General features: G+C 69.4%; 15 protein-coding genes. 7 read left to right on the forward strand and 8 right to left on the reverse strand.

Going from position 1 to position 19446, the window contains the following annotated elements; translation table 11 throughout:
• Window positions 1–267: 267 nt before the first annotated feature.
• Window positions 268–1488: a M20 family metallopeptidase gene (locus ACIHFB_RS34645; protein ID WP_365287894.1), complete on the reverse strand. Its 1221-nt coding sequence runs from the start codon at window positions 1486–1488 to the stop codon at window positions 268–270.
• A 476-nt stretch (window positions 1489–1964) separates the two neighbouring features.
• On the opposite strand from ACIHFB_RS34645, the gene ACIHFB_RS34650 reads away from it, so the two are divergent.
• Complete coding sequence (locus ACIHFB_RS34650) at window positions 1965–2648, forward strand: methyltransferase domain-containing protein (protein WP_365287799.1); 684 nt, start codon at window positions 1965–1967, stop codon at window positions 2646–2648.
• 24 nt (window positions 2649–2672) lie between these two features.
• Here ACIHFB_RS34650 and ACIHFB_RS34655 read toward each other — a convergent pair whose 3' ends face one another.
• From ACIHFB_RS34655 to ACIHFB_RS34670, 4 genes are all read right to left on the reverse strand, one after another.
• Complete coding sequence (locus tag ACIHFB_RS34655; protein ID WP_365287797.1) at window positions 2673–3755, reverse strand: hypothetical protein; 1083 nt, start codon at window positions 3753–3755, stop codon at window positions 2673–2675.
• 120 nt (window positions 3756–3875) lie between these two features.
• Window positions 3876–4814 (reverse strand): N-acetylneuraminate synthase family protein, encoded by a 939-nt coding sequence (locus ACIHFB_RS34660; protein WP_365287794.1) that lies wholly within the window; start codon window positions 4812–4814, stop codon window positions 3876–3878.
• Window positions 4815–4822: 8 nt separating this feature from the next.
• Window positions 4823–6124 (reverse strand): cytidylyltransferase domain-containing protein, encoded by a 1302-nt coding sequence (locus ACIHFB_RS34665; RefSeq protein WP_400128992.1) that lies wholly within the window; start codon window positions 6122–6124, stop codon window positions 4823–4825.
• A 107-nt stretch (window positions 6125–6231) separates the two neighbouring features.
• Entirely contained in the window at window positions 6232–7596 is a 1365-nt protein-coding gene (locus ACIHFB_RS34670) for a DUF6716 putative glycosyltransferase (protein WP_400128993.1), read from the reverse strand.
• 177 nt (window positions 7597–7773) lie between these two features.
• Between ACIHFB_RS34670 and ACIHFB_RS34675 the strand changes: the two genes are divergently transcribed.
• The 3 genes from ACIHFB_RS34675 (at window position 7774) to ACIHFB_RS34685 (ending at window position 11073) form a co-directional block, all read left to right on the forward strand.
• Window positions 7774–8760, forward strand: a complete 987-nt coding sequence (locus ACIHFB_RS34675) for a glycosyltransferase family 2 protein (RefSeq protein ID WP_365287788.1) — start codon at window positions 7774–7776, stop codon at window positions 8758–8760.
• On the forward strand, window positions 8760–10094 hold the full coding sequence (locus tag ACIHFB_RS34680) for an alpha-2,8-polysialyltransferase family protein (RefSeq protein ID WP_400128994.1): 1335 nt from the start codon (window positions 8760–8762) through the stop codon (window positions 10092–10094). The genes ACIHFB_RS34675 and ACIHFB_RS34680 overlap by 1 nt, the downstream gene beginning before the upstream one ends.
• Window positions 10095–10398: 304 nt before the next feature.
• The gene (locus ACIHFB_RS34685) at window positions 10399–11073 is read left to right on the forward strand and encodes an FkbM family methyltransferase (protein ID WP_365280577.1); all 675 of its coding nucleotides are present in this window, start codon (window positions 10399–10401) and stop codon (window positions 11071–11073) included.
• 81 nt (window positions 11074–11154) lie between these two features.
• On the opposite strand, the gene ACIHFB_RS34690 is transcribed toward ACIHFB_RS34685, so the two are convergent.
• Together ACIHFB_RS34690 and ACIHFB_RS34695 are read right to left on the reverse strand one after the other, a co-directional pair.
• Complete coding sequence (locus ACIHFB_RS34690; protein ID WP_365280580.1) at window positions 11155–13482, reverse strand: glycosyltransferase; 2328 nt, start codon at window positions 13480–13482, stop codon at window positions 11155–11157.
• A complete protein-coding gene (locus tag ACIHFB_RS34695) occupies window positions 13479–14789 on the reverse strand; it encodes a glycosyltransferase family 29 protein (protein WP_400128995.1) in 1311 nt (436 codons plus the stop codon). Before ACIHFB_RS34695 ends, ACIHFB_RS34690 begins: the two co-directional genes overlap by 4 nt.
• A gap of 406 nt (window positions 14790–15195) precedes the next feature.
• Here ACIHFB_RS34695 and ACIHFB_RS34700 point away from each other — a divergent pair, with 406 nt between their 5' ends.
• Together ACIHFB_RS34700 and ACIHFB_RS34705 are read left to right on the forward strand one after the other, a co-directional pair.
• Window positions 15196–16305, forward strand: a complete 1110-nt coding sequence (locus ACIHFB_RS34700) for an acyltransferase (RefSeq protein WP_365281607.1) — start codon at window positions 15196–15198, stop codon at window positions 16303–16305.
• 110 nt (window positions 16306–16415) lie between these two features.
• Window positions 16416–17327 (forward strand): class I SAM-dependent methyltransferase, encoded by a 912-nt coding sequence (locus ACIHFB_RS34705; RefSeq protein WP_400128996.1) that lies wholly within the window; start codon window positions 16416–16418, stop codon window positions 17325–17327.
• Here the strand turns inward: ACIHFB_RS34705 and ACIHFB_RS34710 are convergent.
• Window positions 17312–17962 carry a TetR/AcrR family transcriptional regulator gene (locus ACIHFB_RS34710; RefSeq protein WP_400128997.1) on the reverse strand — a complete coding sequence of 217 codons (651 nt, stop codon included), beginning with the start codon at window positions 17960–17962 and terminating at the stop codon, window positions 17312–17314. The two genes, ACIHFB_RS34705 and ACIHFB_RS34710, sit on opposite strands and share 16 nt — an antisense overlap.
• Before the next feature lie 72 nt (window positions 17963–18034).
• Here ACIHFB_RS34710 and ACIHFB_RS34715 point away from each other — a divergent pair, with 72 nt between their 5' ends.
• Window positions 18035–19432 (forward strand): FAD-dependent oxidoreductase, encoded by a 1398-nt coding sequence (locus ACIHFB_RS34715; RefSeq protein WP_400128998.1) that lies wholly within the window; start codon window positions 18035–18037, stop codon window positions 19430–19432.
• Window positions 19433–19446: the final 14 nt, after the last annotated feature.

Genomic DNA, 19446 nt, shown 5'->3' on the forward strand with positions numbered 1-19446 from the left:
CGTAGACACTCCTGGGAACGGGGTTTCGCGTGGCCGTTATCCATTCGTGCCGATGGCCGGTTACGTCCTTGTGAACCACCGGATCGAAAGGTGTTCTTGGGACACCGCACCCCATAGGTCCCGCACGCTCCGTGTACCGGGGGTGCCTTCAGCGTGATGGCGCCCGGGCGTGAACGCCATGCGCTCAGGCTGCCCCCGCTCCGCCCCGGCCGCAACCGGAGCGAACGAACCTCCCCGCACGCATCAGCGACTCAGCACCTCAGCGCCTCACACCCCACCGTCGATGAGCGCGGCAGCGGTGAACATCTCCACACCCACCGTGATCGCCGACTCGTCGGCATCGAAGTCCCCCTGATGCAGATCACGCACGGTCCGCTCACCAGGAGCCCGCACCCCGAGCCGCGCCATGGCACCCGGCACCTGCTCCAGGTACCACGAGAAGTCCTCGCCCCCGAGACTCTGCTCGGTGTCCTCCACGGCCTCGGCACCGCGCCGCGCGACCATGGCGTCCCGCAGCAACTCGGTGACGGCCGGATCGTTGACGACGGGCGGCACACCACGCACGTAGTTGATCTCGGACTTGGCCCGGTACAGATTGGCGATCTCGTCGATCGCCGCGTGCACGATGTCGGGGGCCTGCCGCCAGGCCTCGAGGTCCAGGCACCGCACGGTCCCGGACAGCTCGGCATGCTGCGGAATGACGTTCGGTGCGTGCCCGGCCTCGACCCGCCCCCAGGTCACGGCGAGCCCGCTGCGGGAGTCGACGCGCCGGGAGACAAGAGCAGGCACGTCGGTGACAACCCGAGCGGCCGCGGTCACCAGATCGGTGGTCAGATGAGGCCGAGCGGTATGCCCACCCGGCCCGTCCAGCGCGATCTCCAGCCGATCGCAGGCCGACGTGATGGCCCCGGCCCGCAGCCCGATCCTCCCGGCGTCCACGCGCGGATCGCAGTGCACGGCGATGATCCGCCCGACTCCGTCCAGCACGCCGCACTCGATGGCATCGGCGGCGCCACCGGGCAGCACCTCCTCGGCGGGCTGGAAGAGCAGCCGCACGGGCCGCGGCAGCTTCCCCTCCCGGTGCAGCTCGGCAAGCACGAGCCCGGCGCCCAGCACCACAGTCGTATGCACGTCGTGCCCGCACGCATGCGCCCGATCCGGCACGGTGGACCGATACGAGCACTCACTCTTCGTGTCCGGAATGGGCAACGCATCGATGTCGGCGCGCAGCGCGAGCATGGGCCGTACGCCGTCCCAGTCCCCGATGTCACAGACGAGCCCGGTCCCGATGGCCAGCACGCGCGGGGCGAGGCCGGCCTTCTCGAGCCGTGCCTTGATGGCCGCGGTGGTGCGGAACTCCTGGTTGCCGAGCTCCGGGTGCATGTGCAAGTCGCGCCGGAAGGCGACGAGTTCGGCACGCAGCGCCTCGGGCAGCGCGCCGGGAAGCACGGCTTCCCCGGGGAGATCGGCCTCGGACTCCAGTGACATCAGTTGCTTCACCCTCTGAAGGGTAGAACGCCCGGGTGGCCAACTGACCCACGATCAACAAAAGTTCAACCCGTTAGGGGAAGAAAATCTGGCCGCCAGACGCATGGCTGTCGAGTGAGGTGGGTAAACTCGCCCGACTTCCGGCCGAGTGGATCATGAGATCCGCGATTACCCACTCTCCACGGATACCACGCCTGCCGCGTACCCGGCGGTTCTGTTCACCTGTCGGAACGGCGGCCCCCGGAATCACAGGCGCCACATGACCTGGGCATCCACCGCCACCCCACGCTCCCCCGACCGCGCCCCCCACACCGCCGCGACCACCGTCCGACCGGCGTACGGCCGCCCCACGACCACGCCCCCACCAGGCACGCGCCCTCCCCCGGGACCGGCAAGCGGGCGGCCGGGAAACACCCGGCACCGCCGAAGCAGCGGTCAGCCAAACCGAGCCCCCGACCGAGCCCGGCCCCACTAGCGTGCGCCCCGTGAACCCCGAAACCCCCGACTTCGAAACCCGCGACTTCCTGAACGCGACCCGGACCTCGTACGACTCCATAGCCGGCGAGTACAGCGACCGCCACGCCGACCATCTGGCCGACCTCCCCCTGGACCGGTCCCTGCTCACCGGCTTCGCGGAGCTGGTGCGGGCCGCCGCGCCGCATCCCGTCGCCGACCTCGGCAGCGGCCCCGGCGCCGTGACCGCGCGTCTGCACGCCCTCGGCCTGCCGGTCTTCGGCATCGACATCTCACCGCGGATGGTGGGCCTGGCCACCCGCACGTACCCCGAACTCCGTTTCCACGTCGGTTCGATGACGTCGCTCGACCTTCCGGACGAGACGCTGGGCGGTATCGCCGCGCTCTACTCGGTCATCCACATCCCCGACGATCACCTGCCGACGACGTTCGCGGAGTTCCACCGCGTCCTGGTCCCCGGCGGCCATGTGCTGCTCGCCTTCCAGACCGGCGACGACGACGGCCACGAACGCCTCACGGAACGCTTCGGGAAGAAGATCGCGCTCGACTACCACTGGCGCACCCCGGACACGGTGTCCGACCACCTGACCAAGGCGGGCCTCGACGTCCGGGCCCGCGTCGTACGCGAACCGCACGAGGACGAGACCCGCCCCCGCGCATTCCTCCTGGCCCGCAAGCCGGCGTAGCCCACACACCCGGCCCGAAGGGCGTCACACAGCAGTGACCGCCGACAACCGGTGCACGTCCCGTGCCGTCCCCGTCACCCCGGACAGGAACCCCTGCGCACGGGGCGAGGCGGTCTCCGTCAGCCAGGCGGGATCGATGTCGCACACGGCGATCCGGACCTCCGTGCCGGACAGCGCCAGCGGCAGGGTGTGCACGACCGTCGACGGGAAGCTGAGGATGGTCCGTCCGATCGGGCCCCGGCGGGCGATGAGCTCCAGGGGAAGATCAGGGCGGACGATCTCCAGGCCCGTCTCGACCGCCAGCCGGTGGAGCTTCTCGGTGCTCTCCCGGCGGTGCGCGAAGTAGCGGGCGGCGCCGTGGGCCTTGGCGAGGGAGCGGACGGCCTCCAGATAGCGGTCGCCGTCCACCACGCCGGTCTCCACCAGCGAGGTGCCGACCATGTCCGCGCCCCTGGTGATGCGGGGCGGGCCGAAGCGGAAGCGGGTCCAGGCGAAGGTGTTGGCGGTGACCGTCACTCCGGGCGGGGTCTCCTCCATCGGCATGGAGGAGAAGATCTCCACCCGGCGCTTCCCGCCGGGCGTGAGACGGCGGCGGGCCGAGGACGACACCGGGGCGAAGATCAGGTCCCGGGGCCCGGGCCGGCCGCCCTTGCGGTGCCAGCGGACCAGGCGCTCGCCGCGGGCCAGTTGGGCGACGAACTCCATCGTCGCCGTGCCGTCGTCGACGACGACCAGGTCACGTGCCTTGGTGATGGTCAGCAGCAGCTGTACGTACCGGGAGAAGGGGTCGCCGAGGACGACCCGGTCGGCCCGGCGGAGCACGCCGGTCAGGCCGCCGATGGTCTGGAACGGCGCCATGGCACCGCCCCGCGCCTCCTCCCAGCGGACGTCATGGCCCTCGTGGCGGGCCAGCTCGGCCATCCGGCGCAGCTGGCCGCGGGTCATCGGATCGATCGGGGAGAGCACCACGAGGGTGAGCCCCCCGCCGGAGGCTTCCTGGGAGTGCAGGCTCTGGGCGTGCGCCCACTCCAGCACGTTCAGGAGCTGTACCGGACTCTCCACGAAGGCGAGAGTCTTCAGGCCGGCTGACCCGGCACGGGGGCTCATCGGCGTACGACCGTCCCGTCGTAAGGCGCTGTCTGCGCGCTGGGAACTCAAGAGGCGTTTTTCTGGGCGGAAGGGGCGGACGCCCGCCGGCGTCCGCCCCGAACCGCTGTCTGCTGTGGATCAGACCTGGACCGGCTCGCCCGCGGCGGCGGCGATCTCGGCCTCGGCGACGACGCCGTTGACGCGGCGCAGCTTCTTCATCGGGCCGAGCTCGGACTCGTAGACCTTCTTGACGCCGTCACCGAGGGAGGCCTCGATGGTACGGATGTCGCGGACCAGGCGGACCAGGCCCTGCGGCTCGACGGAGGCGGCCTGGTCGGAGCCCCACATGGCGCGGTCGAGGGTGATGTGGCGCTCGACGAAGGTGGCGCCCAGGGCGACCGCGGCGAGGGTGGTCTGGAGGCCGGTCTCGTGGCCGGAGTAGCCGATCGGGACGTTCGGGTACTCCTTCTCCAGCGTGTTGATCACGCGGAGGTTGAGCTCCTCGGCCTTCGCCGGGTAGGTCGACGTGGCGTGGCACATCAGGATGTTGTCCGAGCCGAGGACCTCGACCGCGTGGCGGATCTGCTTCGGGCTCGACATGCCGGTGGAGAGGATGACCGCGCGGCCGGTGGCGCGCAGCGCCTTCAGCAGCTCGTCGTCGGTGAGGGACGCGGAGGCGACCTTGTGGGCGGGGACGTCGAACTTCTCCAGGAAGGCGACGGCCTCGGTGTCCCACGGGGAGGCGAACCACGCGATGTTCTTGGACTTGCAGTACTCGTCGATCTGGCGGTACTCGTCCTCGCCGAACTCCACGCGGTGGCGGTAGTCGATGTAGGTCATCCGGCCCCAGGGGGTGTCACGCTCGATGTCCCACTGGTCGCGCGGGGTGCAGATCTCCGGCGTGCGCTTCTGGAACTTGACCGCGTCACAGCCGGCCTCGGCGGCCACGTCGATCAGCTTGAAGGCGTTCTCCAGCTCACCGTTGTGGTTGATGCCGATCTCGCCGCAGACGTAGACGGGCTTACCGGGGCCGACTTCACGCGAACCGAACGAACGGATACGGGTGTTGGTGCTCATGGCTTTCCTTACTTGGTGAGGGAATCGAGAGAGGGGCCGAGGATCCAGCTGGCGATCTCTCGGATCGCGCCGTCGCCGCCGGGGATGGTGGTGACCACGCGTGCGGCGCCGCGCACGACGTCGTGGGCGCTCGCGACCGCCACGGGCCAGCCCACGAGGGCGAAGCACGGGAGGTCGTTGACGTCGTTGCCGACGTAGAGCACGCGCTCAGGCGCGATGCCCTGCTCCTCGCACCACTGCTTCAGTGCGAGGTCTTTCCGGTCGATGCCGTGCAGCACGGGAATCTGCAGCTTCCGTGCGCGGGCGGCGACGACCGGGTTCTGCTCCGTGGAGAGGATCAGCATCTTCAGGCCCGACTTGCGCAGGGCGGCGATGCCGAGGCCGTCTCCGCGGTGCACGGAGACGAACTCCTTTCCATCGGCGTCGATCAGCACCCGGTCGTCCGTCTGGGTGCCGTCGAAGTCGAGTACGACCGCGTCGATGTCGGCGGCGGTCGGCAGCGCACCGGGACGGTCCGCGTCGAACAGGGGGGCCAGCGCCCTGGCCCGCGCCAGCTCGTGGTGGTCGTCGATCTCCAGCACGCGGGCGGGGTCCGTGCGGACCAGCTCGGTGCGGCCGAAGAAGCGGTGCCTGTGCTCGCGGAAGCCGCGGGCGTCCATCGCGTAGGCGGCGCCGGTCTCCAGGAAGTCCTGGGGGCGGTCCTGCCGGCGCGGCCGGAACGACTTGTCGTGGTTGACGCCGTAGCCGCCGCCGCTGGTGGTCGTGCGGGTCGCGAGGGTGTCGGTGCCGCCCTCGGCCGCCTCGCGCTCGGCGCGCACGGCCGTGGGCTCGTCGTCGCCGTGACGCCACACGAAGCCGTGGAAGGGCGCGACGGTCAGCGAGGTGTCGGCGCCGTTGGCGACGATCGCCTTGACGACGCCGTCGATGTCCTCGCGGACGATGAAGGGGCTGGTGCACTGCACGAGCAGGACCACGTCCACCGGCGAGCCGTGCTGCGCCTCGTGCGCGTCCATGGCGTGCAGGACGGCGGCCTCGGAGGTGGCGGTGTCGCCGGCGATGGCGGCGGGGCGCAGCACGACCTCGGCGCCGGCCTGGCGGGCGGCGGCCGCGATGCCCTGGTCGTCGGTGGAGACGACGACGTCCGTGACGAGCCGGGAGGCCCGGCATTCGCGCACCGCACGGGACACCAGCGGTACGCCGCCGACGGGGGCGAGGTTCTTCGCGGGCACGCCTTTGGAGCCGCCGCGCGCGGGGATCACAGCGAGCACGCGACGCACCGAAGCGCCCTGGTCTGCTTGTGAGTTGGGCATGGACATAACTCCTTGGACATCTTGCGAAGGGCCTTGGTTGCCTCGAGAAGGCCCCGCTTTTTCTCGCGAGGGATGCGGGACGCGTCCCGGCGCCCCGGTCAAATCGCTCACAGCTCCCCCATACGGCGGATCACGGGCGCGACCCGCTGGACGCCGTGCCGATAGGCACCGCGCGCCGCCCGGCGCACGACCTGCCGGACCGGTCCGGGCTCCTTGTCGGCCGCGGGCGCGCCGGGCAGCGGGCTGCCGTCCGGGCCGAGGTGGTGGCGGGCGAGGATGCCGGGCAGATAGCCGGGCGCGGTCACCGGTGTGTAGTACGGGGTGAGGGGCGGCAGTTCGGGCGAGGCGAGCAGCTTGGCGATCCGCTCGCGGCCCGCGTCGAAGGCGTTCTCGTACGTGCCGTCCGCGGCGACACCCTGCCGGGACACCCACTCCTCGTCGGGCGTGGGCCGGTGGCCCTCGTCGAGCTGGTCCCAGGAGGCCAGGCAGCCGGAGCCCACGAAGTGGTGGTTGCCGAGCGTCTCGCGCACACCCAGGTCGGACAGGATCACCGTGGGGATGCGCCGGTGCAGGGCCTCCAGCGCAGCCGTGGAGCTGATGGTGACCAGCAGGTCGGTGCGGTCCAGGACCTCGCCCATGTGCCCGTACACCAGGCTGAAGTTGGCGGGCAGATCTATCTTCTGCGCCAGCTTCTGGTAGGGCAGCTCCTCGATGTGCGTGGTGTGCTCACCCGGCTTGGAGCGCAGCTTGAGCAGCACCTCGCGCTCGGGGTGCTTGCGGGCGTGCTGGATCAGCCGGTCCAGCAGGTACGTACGGTCCTTGCGGCTCTCGGGGACCGAGGGCTGGGCCGCGAACACCACGGTGTACGGCTCGTGTTCACCGGTGTAGGCGGCTCCGCCCAGGAACGGCAGGGCGACTTCGGTGACCGACGAGGAGTCGGCGCCCACTCCGTCGTACACGGCCCGGAAACGGTCCGCGTCCTGGCGGGAGTTGGCGAGGACGAGGTCCGCACCGTGCCGCAGCAACAGGCCGTCGGCGAGCTTCTCGTAGACGACGCCGACATAGCCGGTGACGACGACGGGACGCTTCGGGCGGCCCTCCCAGATCCGCGCGAGGCCGTGCAGCATCGCCTGGACACCGCCGCCGACCAGGGAGAGCACGACGATGTCGTACTCCTCCTGCGCCATGGCGCGCAGAAACTCGACGGCTGTCACCTCCCGCAGGGAGTCGGCCGTGACACCGACCTCCGCCAGCTGGCGGGCGGTTGGAGTGGCCCGGCCGCGTAGCAGAAATCCGCTCAGGGCAGGGGCAACTTGCGTGTCACCTTGTGCTCCGGTTTCCATTGACGGGCCCGGAGCGATGCGACCCGCGGTCAGGGCACCCCATTTCCACCGGGTGTCGGAGTCCGCGAGTACGGCGATCCGCGGGGGCTTGCTTGTACTTGCTGGCACATCCAAGACGCTAGGAAGCATTTCCTAGGTATAGCCCAACCGCGACTCAACAGAAGGTTAACAACAGCACCACGACAACCGAACTGGCCCGTCAAACCTGCGGAAGTACTCGGCATGCACCGTTCCGACACACTGAGTTCACCTGTAGTACGATCACCAGAAAGTTCTGCCGCCGGAGGTCCCCCTAGGCTTCCGCACGTGCCAAAGCTTTCCGTGATCGTGCCGTTCTACAACGTGCAGCAATACGCCCCCGACATGCTCAGAAGCCTTCGCGTGAACGCCAGGCGCGACTTCGAGTTCATCCTGGTAGACGACAAATCGAAGGACGAGACACCTGCGATTCTCGAACGAGCCGCCGAGGAACTCTCGGACGTCGCTCAGGTGCGCCACATCCGCCACGAGGAGAACGGCGGGCTGGCCACCGCGCGCAACACGGGCCTCGACGCGGCGACCGGCGAGTACCTGACCTTCCTCGACGGCGACGACTGGCTCGCGCCGGGCTACCTCTCCGACCTGGTGGCCGCCATCGAAGGGCTGGGCTGCGACTTCATCCGCACCGACCACGTCCAGGCGACCGCCCGCGCCCGCACCATCCACCGACACCCGCACGGCCGCCGCAATGAAGTGCTCAACCCGCGCGAGGCGATCCTCCCCGTCGACCGCTCGACCTCGGTCGACTACGCCTATGCCTGGGCCGGCGCGTATCACCGCCGGCTGCTGGACAAGGGGTTGCTGCACTTCACCGACGGTCTGCGCACCGCCGAGGACCGGCCGTGGATCTGGAAGCTGCACCGCGAGGCGGAGTCGTTCGCCGTGGTCGGTCTGCTCGGCGTCTTCTACCGGCGCGGGGTCGCTTCCTCGCTCACTCAAATTGGGGATGTCCGTCAACTCGACTTCATCCGCGCCTTCGACCAGGTGATTGAAGAGACGGCGACCGACCGGGACGCCGAGCTGCTGCTGCCGAAGGCCGTACGGACGTACTGCGCGATCATCGCCCACCATCTCTCCGAGATCGACAAGTTCGAGCCGGAGGTGGCCAAGCAGCTGCGGATCCGTTCCGCGGCGGCGATCAAGCGCATGCCGCAGGACCAGCTCGTCGATGTGCTCGACACCATGGACCTGCGCCGGGCCAGCAAGCTGCGGCGGTTGCGGCGCCGGGTCACCACTGCGAAGGCGGCCGCCTGATGTCCTCCCGTACGACCCAGATCTTCTGCGCCTCGACGCTGTACGGAGCGGCCACCCTCGCCGCCGCGATCGACTCGGACTGCTTCGCCGAGGCGGACCGCCGGCTGCTGCTGGTGTTCAACAACGCCGGGACGCCGGAGACCACTCCTGCGGTCGACGAGATGCCGGGCTTCGAGTCGCTGCGCGACCACTTCGACGGCGTGCTGTCGTTCAACGAGGCCATCAAGCCCTTCCACCCCGGCGCCTGGGTGCCGCGCCCGGACGACATCCCGTTGTTCGAGCGGTATCTGCGGCTGCTGTGGGACCTGGGCGACGACCGGGTGGAGCTGGTCCTGGAGTCCATCCAGGTCAGCCCGGCGCTCACACTGGCCCAGCTGTTCAACGGCGCCCCGATCGACGTCTACGCCGACGGCCTGATGAGCTACGGCCCCACCCGCAACAAGCTGGACCCGCTGGTCGGCACCCGGGTACGGCGCCTGCTGCACCTGGACCTGGTGCCCGGTCTGACGCCGATGCTGCTGACCGAGTTCGACGTCCCGGCGCAGGTCGTACCGGGCCCCGCGTTCCTGAAGGTGCTCAGCGGACTCGGCGGCGCCGTACCGGAGTTGCCGGTCCTGCCGGACAACGCGGCACTGCTGCTGGGCCAGTACCTGTCCGCGCTGAACATCCTCTCCCCCAAGGAGGAAGAGGAGCTGCACGTGCGGATGATGCGCGGAGCCGTGGAGCGCGGGCACCGCTCGATCGTGTTCAAGCCGCACCCCACCGCCCCGGCCCGCTACAGCCGGATCCTGGAGACCGAGGCCGAGAAGCTCGGCGTCGACCTCACCGTCCTGGACACTCCCGTCCTCGCCGAGGTGCTCTTCGAGAAGGCCCGTCCCGGACTGGTCGTCGGCTGCTTCTCGACGGCGCTGTTCACCGCCTCCGCGTTCTACGACCTCCCGGTCGCCCGCATCGGCACCGAGCCGCTCCTCGACCGGCTGACGCCGTACCAGAACAGCAACCGCGTGCCGGCCGTGCTGGCCGACGCGGTACTGCCGGACCTGGAGGGCCGCAAGGGCGAGGACACCGTCGCGACCGACACACTGGGCGCCCTGGTCGCCGCCATAGGGTTCACCATGCAGCCGCAGATCTACCCGAGCCTGCGCCCGGCTGCGGAGCGCTACCTCTCCGCGCACTTCGGCCCCCGCACCCAGCGCTACTTCAAGCGCAAGCGGCTCACCTCGCTCGGGCTGCCCGGCGGCATCCCCGAGCGGCTGTCCTTCCTGCCGCGCAACGCGACGGCACGGCGTGTGGTGCGCCGGGCACGGGCGCTGAAGAAGGCGGTACGCCGCTGACGTCCGGACGTCCGGTGTCCTTACGCAGTGGGCGCGGCCGCCCCGTGACTCCACCGTCACGGGGCGGCCGCGCCCACTGCGTACATTTGTTCCGGAAGCCATCCACAGGCCATGAGGACAGCCCTACGATCGCGGGATGCGTATCACCCAGCTCGAAGAAGCGAATGCCCGCATGCTGGCCCACGCACCATCCGTTCGGCCGGTCTCCACGAGCGACATCATTGTCACCCACCGCAAGAAGCACCCTTATCGAGGCTACGCAGAGATCAACTCTCCTTATTGCCCACCATTCGTCATGTTCTGCGTGAACGACGACGCGGTCGCCCTCGACACCTTGTGGAACGGCAAGTTCGGCTACGAGCCCGGAAGCCTCGCCACCTGGTCCCGGCTGGCGGCGCAGAGCGCAACGATCGCCGACGTCGGAGCGCACGTCGGCTATTTCTCGATGATCGCCGCCCTCTCCAACCCGAAGGCGAAGATCCACTCCTTCGAGCCGGTGGACCAGATCCACGCCCGTCTCTCCGTGAACGTCCGGTCGAACGGCGTTCAGAACGTCAAGCTCTACCAGGCCGGCGTCTCCAGCCAGGCGGGGTGGGCCGAGATCAGCGTCCGCTTCTCGGGAAACCTGCTCTCCACGGGCTCGACCCTGGAGGCGGCCGCCGCCGACGCCGAGCAGAAACGCATCCGGCTGCTGCCGCTGGACGAGGTGTTCGCCGATACCAAGCTGGACCTCATCAAGATCGACGTCGAGGGTCATGAGATGTCGGTCCTCGAAGGAGCCCGGCAGGTGCTCAAGCGCGACCGGCCGACCGTGATGCTGGAAGCGCTGCGGGACGCCGAGATGGACGGACTCCTCTCCGAGTTCAACCCCCTGGGATACGACTGCAACTGGGTCACCGAGGCCGACGGAAAGCTCGTGCCGTGGTACGCGCCCCGGCCCGCCAAGACGCGGAATCTGCTGTTCACACCGAACGACTGAGACACAACGGGTGGGCCCGGAAGGGACTTCCCTTCCGGGCCCACCCGGTTCAGAGACAGCGGCGACCGGTTTCGGCGCGGATCAGCCGCCGAGGATCGCCCGCAGGTCCGCCGCGTTCGCCTCGGTGACCTTCCACAGTTCCTGCTGCCGGCCGTGTACGTCGGCGACGGTGGCCGCGTGGTCGCGGAGCAGGTCCTTGGAGCGCTCCACCAGGCGGGCCGCGAGGTGGCGGTCGTGCACGGACACACCCCACTCGGGCCGCTCGATGTCGCGCAGGAAGTACGCCATCTTCGGGTGCGAGATAAGGCTGATGATGGGCGTGCCGCAGCCGAACGGGATCATGCCCGCGTGGCCCCGCATACCGATCACCAGCTTGGTGCGGGCGTAGAGGTCCCTGATCTCGTCGTTCTCGAAGTCGTACATCGGGATGACGGGCATCGAGATGCCGTGCTCGCGCCGCAGGTCGAAGACGATCTTCTCGTCGTCGAGCGAGTGCGCCACGCACTGCACATCGCCCAGCTCGCCCAAGTCCCGTACCGCCTGGGCCATCTGGGCCAGGAAGTAGCTGTAGTCATGGCCGAAGCGCAGTCCCGCGCGGTCGTAGGCGGCGTTGATCAGGATGGTGTCGTCGCGCTTGACCGGGTCCTGCCAGCCGGGGACCAACTGCCGCGTCACCGTGGTCGGACAGGGCTGGAAGCGCACCTTGTCGTGCAGGTGGGCCGGCAGCATGCCGCGCACCTTCTCGATCGAACCGTGGTTGCGCAGCCCGAAGAAGGAGGACTTCTCCACGAGGAGGCGCAGCGACTCCCGGAAGCGGTTGGCCCGGTAGGACTGGCCGTCGAAGGCGTTGAAGCCCACGGCGTAGACCGCGATCGGTACGTCGATACGGCGCATCAGCTCGTCCGGGACGTTCCACTGCCAGGCGCTGTTGCCGTTCGGCATGGTGTCCGGGATGAACAGGCCGCCGCCGCCGATGACCAGTCCGCGGCGGGCGTTGACGCGCTCCAGGGCGGACTCGTCGAACAGCCGGTGGGCGTGGACCGAGTGCCAGCGGCGGGAGGTGGTGTCCGGCCCGAAGGCGCTGCGGACGCTCTCCGGGAGCAGCTTGTCGCCCGCGTTGCCCTGCCGGTCCATGTAGAAGGCGACATGGGCCAGCTGGTCCTCGGCGGTGCCCTGCTCCTGCGCCGGGACGGCCGCCGCGCGCTGCGCCCACAGCCGGCTGGGGCGGTGGGTGATGTCGACGGACATGCCGGCCGTCGCGTACTTCAGGGCCGAGGCGTTGTCGCCGTGCACCCAGGCCATCTGGGCGAGCCGGGAGTAGGCGGTGGCGGCCCGGTTGGGGGCGGCCGTCGCCATCAGCAGCTGTGCCTTGGCCTCGTCGTAGCGGGAGACGCTCATCAGGGCGTGGCCGAGCACCTCGTGCGGCCAGGCCTCGTCGAGGGGGATGCGGACGCGCTCGAGGATGTCGACGGCGTCCTGGTAGTTGCCGTTGGCGACATGCGCGGCGGCCACCTTGCGGGCGGTCTCGATGTCGCCGGTGCGGGCGACGTGCGGGGTGCCGTAGTGCACGACCAGGTCGTGGTGGAGGCCGCCCGAGGAGGCGAGGTAGGCGGAGTGGAACTCGGCGTCGTCCAGCTCGAACTCGCGCCACTTCTCCTCGGCCAGGCTGTACCCGGACTCGCCGCCCTGCCACGGCTTGTGCCGGCCGGTGAAGTGCAGGATCGCCGTGTCGTCGGGCACCGGCAGGTCGCCGGAGAGCCGCCGCTTGACGAAGTTGTAGCGGGCGTCGAGGCGGATGAAGTCGCCGTCGAGCACGGCGTTCAGGATGCCCTGGTCGTGCTTGTCGAGTTCGTAGTCGCCGCTGCGTCCGGTCGCGTCGAGCTTGGCGCAGAAGGCGTCGCTGAGGTACTCGCGCTGGATGACCAGCAGACCCGAGTTGAGCTTGTGCTGTCCGTAGAAGAACTGCGACACGGCCGCCAGGCCCTCGCGCAGCTTCAGCAGCTCGCCCAGGTCGCCGAGGACGACCATGTCCGTGTCGAGCGTGATGACGGTGTCGTACTCGCGCATCCGGAAGACGTCGAGGATGAAGTACGCCTTGCGGACCAGGTAGTTGTCCTGGTCGCCCTTCTGGTACGAGTCGTAGTGCGTGTCGTTGACGCGGCGCAGCACGATGCGCGGGTGCAGGGCGCGGATCTTGGCGATCGAGCCGGGGCGCAGATCGTCGTAGAGGACGACGAAGTCCTCGCACACGCTCGGGTTGGACAGCGCGAGGCTGCGCAGCAGGACGAGAAAGCCGGGCAGGTAGTTCTCGTCGACGTAGGACGCGAAGGCGATGCGCCGCTTGCCGGTGATGTCGGCCGCGGAGTGCGTGGCCTGTGCGGGGGCCCCGGTCAGGGAAGTCGTCGTCATCGCAGGGATATCCTCATGTCGGTCACGCTCTGGGCCCGCTGCATGACCCAATCCTTCTCGCTGGTGTATTCGTGCACGGACGTGATGGCGAGCTTCATCGCTTCCTGGACGCGGTAGGCGCCGCTCTCGTAGAAGTCGAAGCCGATCAGGTCCAGCGTGGGGCTGACGTCCAGGAAGTCCAGCAGGTACAGCATGTTGAAGCCGGTGGTCGGGATGCCCGGCCAGACGTCGCTGCCGAGCCTGCCGATGTTGCGGACCGGCCAGCGCAGCGATTCGTCGCCGAGGAACTCCTGGGCGCCGGGCACCAGCCGGTTGCGCAGCGACCACTTCCAGTCGCCGGAGATACCACCGAAGACCAGCCGGGTGTCGACCGACTTCTCCCAGTTGAAGCCGTGCTTGTGGATCGTGGCGTGGATGTCCGTACGGCTGCCGGTGTGCTTCGGGTCGATGCGGTACGAGTTGAAGCGGACGACCAGGTCGTACGCGTCGATCTCGGCGCCCATCGAACTGGCGCCCACCCGGCCGGAGTTGGCGATCAGGCAGATGGACTTGCCGGCGATCCGGTTGCGGAACTCGCCGAGGCTGATCCACTTCACCCCGCCGATGGCGGGGTCGGCCACGGGGCCGCGCATACGGCTGCGGCGCTGCTCGGCGTAGAGGGCGAGGACCTCGGTGAGGGCGGTGACATCGGTGTCAAGACAGATGCGCAGGTCCAGGTACTGGCTCAGCAGGTCCTGCCGGTCGGCCACGGGGGCCTCGTCGGCGGCCAGCGCGATCAGCGAGCCGACCATCCGGGGCTCGGCTTCGGCCCAGTCCCCGGCGGCGTGCAGGGCGAGACCCTCGGCCCAGACGTCGGTCGCGTCGCCGCGGGCGAACTCCCCGGCACGCGGGACCTGACGCTTGAGCAGCTCCAGCAACTCGCGCTCGCGGTCGCGGGCGACACGGAGTCCGGCGACCTTCGCGGTGACGCCGAAGCCGTCCTCGTCGGTGAGGGTGAGGTACTTCTCATACGCCTCCACCGCCTCGGCCTCCTCGCCGAGGGCCTCCAGGAGGCGGGCGCGCAGTCGCCAGCCGGCGCGGGAGTTCTTGCGGTGGGCCAGGACGGTGTCGCTGATCACCAGGGCGAGGTTCAGCTCGTCGTCATAGCCGCACTTCAGCGCCTGGTTGGCGACGGCGAGCAGGGCGTCGAGCAGTTCCTGGCCGAGCCCGGAGGCCGGGGCCGTGGTGCCCTTGACCGCACGCTTGAGCAGCGCGGTGGCTCCGCCGGCCGGGGCGGGCGCGGCAGCGGCGGGTGTGGTTCCCCACACGACCAACAGCTTCCGCAGCTGCTCCGAGAGATCTATTCGGCGGCGGTCGATGCTTCCGACGAGTTTGCCGCTGTGTACAGCGCACGCACGCAAGCAGTCGTCCAGCTCCCCCCCACGCGCACGTGCCCTTCTGGTCTGGACCCTCGTCATGGCACTCCTGTTGTGTTGCCAAGCCAATGCTTTGTGTTTGCTGCCGCGTATCGGCTGTTGGGGGGATCTTGGAACTGTTTGCGCATCCGTGGGGGGATGAAGGAAAAAATTAGAAAGTGAAAACTACCGCAAGGTGAACTCCCGGCAACCAGGGGGGTAATCCCTGGCCCGTCAACCAAGTCATACCTGTGATTCGGACTAATGTGCTGGGGTCACCCACAGGAGCTAACCCGTCGAGGGGATTTTCGTGACCAGCCTGACCGTCCGACCGGCACCCGAGACGGCTCCGCTGCCGGAACGGACAAAGCCCCGCGAAACGCGACTGCGCGCCCTCGACGGACTGCGACTCATAGCCGCGCTGATGGTGGCCGCCTACCACTACGGCGGCCGGGGCGGTGATGTCACCACCGCCTGGGGCAGCTCCCCCAAACATCAGTTCCCCACCCTTCACACGTGGTTCTCGTACGGCTGTCTCGGCGTCCAAGTGTTCTTCGTCATCAGCGGGTTCGTGATCTGCATGAGCGGCTGGGGCCGCCCCCTGAAGTCGTTCTTCGCCTCCCGCGCCTCCCGGCTGCTCCCCGCGTACTGGGCCGCGATCCTGATCGTCACTGCCGTGTTCGCGCTGCCGATGGTCGCCTACAAGGCACTGTCGCCCAGCGAGACGCTGGTCAACCTGACGATGCTTCAGTATCCGATGGGAGTGGATCGTACGCTCGGTGTTTGCTGGACTCTGTGGGCCGAGGTTCGCTTCTACGCACTGTTCGCGCTGTTTGTCGTACTCCCGGGGGCGACCCGACAGCGAGTGCTCATGTTCTGTGCGGGCTGGACGGTACTGGCGGCTATCGCGCAGGGCGCCGATCAGCCGCTGCTGGACATCTTCGTCATGCCCGAGTACGCCCCGATGTTCATCGGCGGCGTCGGCCTCTATCTCGTCCACCGCGACCGGCGCGACCCCTACGCCTGGGGAATCGTCGGCGTGAGCTGGCTGATCGGGCAGCACATCGTGGTCCAGAGCCTGTGGCGCGCACCGAGCCCGGACGCCTTCGCCAACCGCTCCCAGCTGGTGATCATGCTCGTGGTGACGTTCGGCTTCGTGGCCGTCGCGGCGATCGCGCTGGGCTGGCTGAACTGGGCGAACTGGCGCTGGCTGACCGTGGCCGGAGCCCTGACGTACCCCTTCTACCTGGTCCACGAGCACCTCGGCTGGGTGGTGATACAAGCGCTCCACAAGAAGTTGTACGTATCCGCGGGGCTGACGTTCATCCTGACGATCGCCACGATGCTGGTGCTGGCCTGGCTGCTGCACCGCTTCGTCGAGAAGCCGCTCGGCCCGAGGCTGCGGTCCGCGCTCGCCAAGGCGCGCTGACGGGGTCCGCCGTACGCTGAGGTCCGCAGGCCGTTCGTACGAGGTGAGTTGTTCACCGGACGTTCAGCCCATCGATAGATTGCCCGGCACCGAGTGAGCAGGCTCGCTTCATGGCCAATCCACAGCAGATCGACACGCACCCCGGTGAACTGAAAGACGTCCCGGGCTGGTTCCCACCCCTGGACCAGGTGTTGTTCACCTGGTTCCTGGACCGGCAACAAAGACTGGGGCAGCGCGGCGACCTGGTGGAACTCGGCGTCTTCATGGGCAAGAGCGCGATCCTGCTGGGCGAGCACCTGGAGGACGGCGACAAGTTCACGGTCTGCGACCTGTTCGAGAGCGACGCCCCGGACGGGGCCAACCGGGCCGAGCACAACAAGTCGTACGGATCGCTCACCCGGCAGGCCTTCGAGCGGAACTACCTCGCCTTCCACGACAGCCTGCCGAAGGTGATCCAGGGTCCCAGCTCCCTGATCTCCCAGGAGGTCGACCCGGACAGCTGCCGCTTCCTCCACATCGACGCCTCGCACCTGTACGAGCACGTGCACGACGACATCGGCGCCGCGCACGACCTGCTGCTGCCCGACGGCATCGTCGTCCTCGACGACTTCCGCTCCGAGCACACCCCGGGCGTCTCGGTCGCCACCTGGGAGGCCGTCCTCAACCGGGGGCTGCGCCCGGTCTGCCTCAGCACACAGAAGCTGTACGGCACTTGGGGCGACCCCGAGCCCGTCCAGAAGGAGCTGCTCGCCATGCTCCGGGAGCGCACGGACGTCGGGCTGAGCATCCAGGACGCCGCAGGGCACCGTCTGGTGCGCACGCGCGCCAAGAAGGGCATGCAGCCGCCGGCCTTCCCGCACTCCCGCTACTACAAGGAGCCCGAGCCGGAGCCGGCCCCCGCACCCCGACCGCCGCGCTCACGCGCCCGGCGCATCGGCCGGGATCTGCTCCCGCCGATCGTCACCCGGGCGGTGCGCAAGGCGCTGGCCGGCCGCACGAAGGGCGCTCAGGCGACCCCGTAGCGTGTCTCGATCCCTGAAATGATCAGGGCCAGCCCTTCCTCGAAGTGCTGGTCGTAGTCCTCGAAGATCTCCGCGCCCGCCTTGGCCGACAGAGGGAACTCGGCCATCAGGCGGGCGCGTTCCGCTACGTCGAAGCCCTCGCGGCGCTCGCCGGGCAGCGGCTCGACGCCTTGCTCCTCGGTGACGAAACCGATCGTGTAGAGGTACGTCGTCGAGCTCGCGCGGACCGCCTGGGCCAGGGTGAACCCGGCGGCCGTGAAGAGGCGCAGGTTCGCCTCCATCTGCCCGGCGTGCTCCAGACCGGTGAAGCGGGTGCCGCTGAACACCTTGGCGCCGTCGCGATGGGCCAGCAGCTCCGTGCGCAGGGCGCGGTTGGACGTCAGCAGCCGGTCCTGCCAGGTGTCCGAGGGGTCGGGCGGATTTCCGGCGGCCATCCGGCGGAACATCTCCGTCGCCATCTCGTCGAGCAGCGCCTGCTTGTCCTTGAAGTGCCAGTAGAGGGCCGGCGCCTTGACGTCCAGCTCCCTGGCGATGGCGCGCAGGGTCAGACCGTCCAGACCGACCTCGTTCAGGAGCTTCAGGGCGGTCTCCGCGACCCGTTTGCGGTCGAGGGGCGCTCGGCGTTCCGTAGTCACGCTTGACAGCTTAACAGCGTTAAGGGCACTATCGTCATCGAGGGAACTTAACAGCGTTAAGGAAAGTGGATCATGACTGTTGACGTACTGATCGTGGGTGCCGGCCCCACCGGGCTGGCCCTCGGCGTCGACCTGGCCAGGCGTGGAGTCTTCGCGCTGGTCGTCGAGCGGGCCGACCGGCTGTTCCCCGGCTCGCGCGGCAAGGGCATTCAGCCGCGCACCATGGAGGTCTTCGACGACCTGGGCGTCCTGGACGCGATCCGCGCGGCGGGCGGCAGCTATCCGGTCGGGATGATCTGGCAGAACGGCCGGCGGGTGGGCGAGCACCAGATGTTCGACCCGGCCGAGGCGACGGAGGACTCTCCGTACAACGCGCCGTGGATGGTGCCGCAGTGGCGCACCCAGGAGATCCTGTTCGCCCGGCTGACAGAACTCGGCGGGCGGGTCGAGTTCGGCCGCGAGGTCGTGTCGGTCGAGCAGAACCCGGCGGCCGTGACCGCGCACTTCGCCTCGGGGGCCGCGGTCACCGCCCGCTACCTGGTCGCCGCCGACGGGGGCCGCTCGGCCGTGCGCCGGGCGCTGGGCATCGGCATGACCGGGGAGACCGTGGACCCGAGGCCGGTGCTGGTGGCGGATGTGCGGATCGCCGGCCTGGACCGCGACAACTGGCACATCTTCCCGCCGCGCGAGGGGGAGGACTTCCTCGCGATCTGCCCGCTCGCGGGCACCGATGACTTCCAGCTGACCGCGGGCTTCCCGGAGGGCACCGATCCGGACCTGTCCCTGGACGGTGTGCGCAAGATCGTCGCCGACCGTTCGCATCTCGCCCCCGACGACGTGACCGAGCTCCGCTGGGCGTCGGACTTCCGTCCCCGGGCGGCGCTGGCGGACCGCTTCCACGAGGGCCGGGTGTTCCTCGCGGGGGACGCGGCACATGTGCACTCGCCCGCCGGCGGGCAGGGGCTCAACACCAGTGTCCAGGACGCGTACAACCTGGGCTGGAAGCTGGGCGCGGTGCTGCGGGACGGGGCACCGGCGGGGCTGCTGGACACCTATGAGGAGGAGCGGCGGGCCAACGCCGCGGACATGCTGGGTCTGTCCACGAGCGTGCACCGCGGCGAGGTCCGGCGGGGCGCGGCGACGCGGCAACTGGGGCTGGGGTACCAGGGCTCGTCGCTGACGACGGAGACACGGCAGGCTCCCGGCCCGGTGCGGGCGGGCGACCGCGCACCCGACGGCACCCTGGACGGCGTACGCCTCTTCGACGCCTTCCGCGGGCCGCACTGGACGCTGGTGGCCGTCGACACGGTCGCCCCCGATGTGCCGGAGTCGGTGCGGGTCGCCGGCGGGGGCGCCCAGGAGGCCTACGGGACCGGGCTGTTCCTCGTACGGCCGGACGGCTATGTCGGCTGGGCCGGCGAGGACGCGGCGGGGCTCGCCGGGTACCTGACGGAGGTGGGCCTCCGATGAGCGCTCCCGAGGCC

The organism is Streptomyces sp. NPDC051963 (assembly GCF_044593495.1).
GTDB lineage: Bacteria > Actinomycetota > Actinomycetes > Streptomycetales > Streptomycetaceae > Streptomyces.